At 59.4% G+C, this 4,478-nt stretch carries 6 protein-coding genes; 2 read left to right on the top strand and 4 right to left on the bottom strand.

Going from position 1 to position 4,478, the window contains the following annotated elements; translation table 11 throughout:
• The 3 genes from ACH2EH_RS12320 to ACH2EH_RS12330 all read right to left on the bottom strand — a co-directional run.
• On the bottom strand, nucleotides 1-1,031 hold a 1,031-nt coding region (locus tag ACH2EH_RS12320; RefSeq protein ID WP_395142068.1), incomplete at its 3' end, for an alpha-glucosidase/alpha-galactosidase.
• Complete coding sequence (locus ACH2EH_RS12325) at nucleotides 982-1,599, bottom strand: DUF1990 family protein (protein ID WP_395142070.1); 618 nt, start codon at nucleotides 1,597-1,599, stop codon at nucleotides 982-984. The genes ACH2EH_RS12325 and ACH2EH_RS12320, both read right to left, overlap by 50 nt.
• Nucleotides 1,600-1,731: 132 nt before the next feature.
• Entirely contained in the window at nucleotides 1,732-1,893 is a 162-nt protein-coding gene (locus ACH2EH_RS12330; RefSeq protein ID WP_395142072.1) for a hypothetical protein, read from the bottom strand.
• 87 nt (nucleotides 1,894-1,980) lie between these two features.
• Between ACH2EH_RS12330 and ACH2EH_RS12335 the strand changes: the two genes are divergently transcribed.
• A complete protein-coding gene (locus ACH2EH_RS12335; RefSeq protein WP_395142074.1) occupies nucleotides 1,981-2,706 on the top strand; it encodes a TetR/AcrR family transcriptional regulator in 726 nt (241 codons plus the stop codon).
• Nucleotides 2,703-3,482 (top strand): phytanoyl-CoA dioxygenase family protein, encoded by a 780-nt coding sequence (locus ACH2EH_RS12340; RefSeq protein WP_395142076.1) that lies wholly within the window; start codon nucleotides 2,703-2,705, stop codon nucleotides 3,480-3,482. Before ACH2EH_RS12335 ends, ACH2EH_RS12340 begins: the two co-directional genes overlap by 4 nt.
• Before the next feature lie 28 nt (nucleotides 3,483-3,510).
• Here ACH2EH_RS12340 and ACH2EH_RS12345 read toward each other — a convergent pair.
• A partial coding sequence (locus ACH2EH_RS12345; RefSeq protein WP_395142077.1) for an aldo/keto reductase occupies nucleotides 3,511-4,478 on the bottom strand: 968 nt, incomplete at its 5' end.

The raw sequence follows: 4,478 nt of genomic DNA on the forward strand, positions 1-4,478 counted from the left end.
TTGGGCAAGTTCGTGATGTAGCCATCGTTGCGCACATTGCCCATCAGACGAAACGGCTTGCCCGTGACCACGGCCTCTAGGATATAAGAGCAGTACTCCACGCTTCTGGCCTCAATCGCGGTGCTCTCGAACTGCAACGGATCGAGCTTTTCGTACTTCTCCGCCATCGCCTTACCCCACTTGTAGTACGCGCCAGACTCGCCGCCAAAACCCGGTTCGTCGCAGTAGAGTTCCAGCGCTTTGGCGTTATTTCTAAACCACGGCACGTACTCGCTGAGGTGCCCCGTGGACTCGGTCATGAAGTAGCCAAACTGCCGAAATACCTCACCGCGCACTTTCTCGTTTTTGTAGTACTCGGGGCGCTCAAAAAGCGCACGGAGTTCGGGGTAGAGATCGCGGCCGTGGTGCGAGAGCTTTAGAAACCAGTCCATGTGGTTGATGCCGCCACACACAAAAGAAATCTCGTCTTTAGGCACGCCGCAGTAGCCGCCGATGAGATCCAGCGTGGTCTGGACACCGTGGCACAGCCCGATAAACGGGACATTTGAGACTCTGCCGAGTGCCAGGCAGTTGGCGGCCATCGGGTTGGCGTACTGGAGCATGATCGCGCCGGGCCCCGCGAGCGCCTCCATGTCCTTTGCAATATCAACTAAAACCGGGATATGCCGCTGGCCGCGAAAGAGGCCGCCCGGCCCGAGCGTGTCGCCGATACACTGGTCCACGCCGTACTTCAGGGGAATCTCGTAGTCCACCCCGTAGGCGTGAAAGCCCCCGACCTGGATCATCACGACCACAAAGTCGGCGTCTTTGATCGCTTCCTGGCGGCTGGTGGTCGCCCAGACACTGCCGGGCAAGCTGTTGTCTTTGAGCATGCGCTGGCCAAAGGCTTCCATGCGGCGCAGCTTGCTCTCGGTGGGGCTCATCAGGGCGAACTCGCAGCCTGCCAGCGCGGGCGTGGCCATAATATCCGACATCAGGGTCTTACAGAAAACGACGCTCCCGGCGCCGATCATCGCGATCTTCTTCGACATGCCCTGATTTTACACGATTTTGCAGCATCGTAAACGAGTCTCTGACGAAGCGTTTTTGTAGGTGGCGGGCCAGAGGGTAGCCAAGGCGAATAAACCAGCGGCGGGGGCGGGAGAAGGCGGTGAGACTGTACCAGACGGTGTTGTCGGGGAGCCACTCGATCAGAAAACGCTCCTCCCCGCACTCGACATGAGCAGACAGTGTTCCGTAGGCGAAACCAAAACGACGCGGCTCTTGAATGGTGTAGACAATCTGGGCGGCGCTGATCCAGATGAGGCCAAACGCGCGGGCCAACATCGCAACTTTCTGACCCTCGTGGATCGGCGGGATGCCTGCACCGATTCTCACCCAGCCTTTAGGAAAATGCTCCCAGCGCCTGAGGGCATCGCAAGCGCTCCGAAAGACTTCTGCGCCCTCCCCGAGGCAGATTTTGTTATAATCGTTGTCGTAGCCCGGAACATGCGAAGCGCTTCGGGTTGCCCCGACCTCGGGGTAGGAGAGGGGGCCGGTGGCGCTCTTCAGAAACGCGGCGAGCGTGGCATCCGTTGGTTGACTGAGGGTAAGTTTCACTTGTCTCCCGATTCGCGAGCTACGGTTCGCAACTTTTCCTCTGACAAAGACAGACGACGAGCACTCCTGGAATTGCTGGAACCGTAATGAGCAACCAGAACACTCCCAGCATTCTGAAGTGCCCGTCGTTCCCTAGTTCTCCATCGCGGGAAGGCCGAGGGCAGTATAGCCAATACACACAAGTACAATTCCTCGCACGCCGAGACGATTCTCATGATGCCCTAGAATTCCCAGAACAGGAAGTGGAGAGAAGAAGATGATCCAAAGATAGAGAGTAAGGAGAAAGTCGAGCATGGTAATTTTCTTTTTATGAACACGTTCATTTTTAATTTATCACTGGCAAGATCTTCTGTCAAGGGCTAAAATGAACAAAGTTCAAAAATGATTGAGATAGACACCACAACCAACGAGAAAATATCCAAAGGCGAGCGCACCCGTGAGCGAATTTTAGCGGCGGCGCTGGAGTTATTTGCCGAGCAGGGGTTTGAGGGCGCGACCATGCGCGGGATCGCCGAGCGGGCGGAGTGCTCGCTGGGGCTAGCGTACCGCTACTTCCGCACCAAAGAGGAGATGGTACTCGCGCTTTATGAGCGGCTCGTGGAAGAACTAGCCGCTGAGGCGAAGCTGCTTCCACCAGGGACACTCGCCTCGCGCTGGGCGGCGATTGAGCGAGCGGATATTGCGCGCCTCTTGCCACATCGGGCAACCCTGACGGCACTGTTTGGAGCGGGGCTGACCCCCGGAAGCCCGACCCAGGTGCTGGGCGAGGGCGCGGCGCACTGGCGGCGACGGATTCACGCGGTCTTTCAGGAAGTGGTTGCGGGCGCGAGTGATCTGCCTAAAGGCCCCATTCGGCAACACCTGCCGACGCTGCTCTACACCGGCCATTTACTACTGGTGCTCTTCTGGGCGCAGGATCCCACACCGAAGCAGAAAGCCACTTTTGACCTGCTGGCCTTTGGGGAGGAGATGCTCGGGCGGATGTGGCTCGCACTTCGCCTGCCGTGGGCTGCGCAGTCCGCCGCACGGCTCGGGGCGATTTTGGAGCCACTGTTTGGCGCACCGAGGGAGGATTCCGAGGATCCCCCGCAGAACTCGCCTGCATGAAACTCAACTCTACCCAGCTTCGCCAAATGCACGACGACGGCTTTTTAGTGCTCAAGGGCATGGTGCCGAAAGTGATGGGGGACGCAGCGCGGCAGGCGATCAACCATCACTTAGGCGAGTTTGGAATGCCTCCCGACGAGCTCAATACCTACCGGGCGCAGACCTACTGTCGTAGCATCACCAAAGAGCCTGCGCTCACCGATCTTTTCAACAAAACGCCGGTTTTTGCGGCCTGCGAGCAGCTTTTAGGGGAGGGGAACTTGCTCTCGGCCTCCAGCGCCCAGATTGCGCTGCGCTTTCCCCGCCCCGACACCGAGCCGCAGGAGCCGCGTGGGCATATTGATGGCCAGGGAACCGGCACCAACGGCATCCCGCGCGGGGAGTTTATGCGTAGCTTCACGATGCTGGCTGTGGTGCTGCTCTCCGACCTGCCCAAGCCCTACTCAGGCAACTTCACGGTTTGGCCAGGGACGCACCGGCAGTTTGAGACGGTTTTTAAGGAGAAAGGCCCGGCGTATCTTGCGGATGGAATCAGTGCCGTTACGCTGTGCTCCGAGCCGGTTCAGATCACGGGCGAGCCGGGCGATGTGGTCATCACCCATCACCAGCTTGTGCACACCGCCGTCGCCAACTCCAGCCCCAATATCCGCTACGCCGCGATCTTTCGAGGGAGCCACAAAGACGCCAAAGAAATCGGAGTGGCTGCCATGACCGATATCTGGCGCGAGTGGTGCATCTCCCCCAACCCCTCTTCCGCGGCGGGAAGAGGGGCGTAAGCGAGGTACGAGCGCACGGGGAGATGGCCTACCAGGCGTAGGCTTCGGGGGCGGGGCCGCCTTTGCCGACGGGCGGGAAGATCTCGTCGAGCTTTTTGAGGGTCTCGTCCGAGAGCTGGATTTCGAGCGCCCGTAGGCTACCGTCAAGCTGGTTGGTATCGCGTGGGCCGATAATGGGGGCCGTGACAATTTTGTTGCTGAGTAGCCACGCCAGCGCCACATCGGCGGGGTTCTCGCCTAGCTCCGCGCAGAGTGCTTCCCAGGCTGTGATCTGAACGGTCTGCTTCTCGTCGAGCTTGATGCCCGCACGCCGTCCCTCGGTGGGTTTCTGCAGAATCCCGCCCAGCAAGCCGCCGCCCAGCGGGCTCCAGGGAATCACGCCAAGGCCGTAGTGCTCGCAGGCGGGGATCACTTCTAGTTCGACCGTGCGGGCATTGAGATTGTAGAGGCTCTGCTCACTCACCAGCCCCAGAAACTTGCGCTGCTTGGCGTTCTCTTGCGCGGCGGCTAGGTGCCAGCCGCCAAAGTTCGACGAGCCGATGTAGAGAACTTTCCCCTCGCGCACCAGCTGCTCCATCGCCTCCCAGCACTCGTCCCAGGGACAGTCTCTATCAATGTGGTGCATCTGGAAAAGATCAATGTAGTCGGTTTGCATCGCGCGCAGACTATCCTCGCAGCCTTTTTTGATGCGCAGCTTGGACAGGCGTCCCTCGTTAGGCCACTCGCCCACTTTATTGTAGGCTTTGGTCGCTAGGACTACTTTCTCGCGGCGTCCTCCGCCCTGCGCGAAATAATCGCCCATGATCTTCTCAGTGACCCGCTCGCCCAGCTTCCAGCCATAAACATCGGCGGTGTCCCAGAAGTTAATACCGTGCTCAAGGGCGCGGTCCATGATGGTAAAAGAGTCCTCGGGGCTGGTCTGTGGCCCAAAGTTCATCGTCCCCAGGCACAGGCGCGAGACGCGCAGCCCAGTTCGTCCCAGACGGGTGTATTGCA

Origin of the sequence: Armatimonas sp. (assembly GCF_043760365.1) — a bacterium.
GTDB lineage: Bacteria > Armatimonadota > Armatimonadia > Armatimonadales > Armatimonadaceae > Armatimonas.

What these genes read in the sequence shown, in the direction of transcription:
- ACH2EH_RS12330 (WP_395142072.1), bottom strand. Translation starts at nt 1,893, where the DNA reads ATGCTCGACTTTCTCCTTACTCTCTATCTTTGGATCATCTTCTTCTCT.
- ACH2EH_RS12335 (WP_395142074.1), top strand. Translation starts at nt 1,981, where the DNA reads ATGATTGAGATAGACACCACAACCAACGAGAAAATATCCAAAGGCGAG.
- ACH2EH_RS12340 (WP_395142076.1), top strand. Translation starts at nt 2,703, where the DNA reads ATGAAACTCAACTCTACCCAGCTTCGCCAAATGCACGACGACGGCTTT.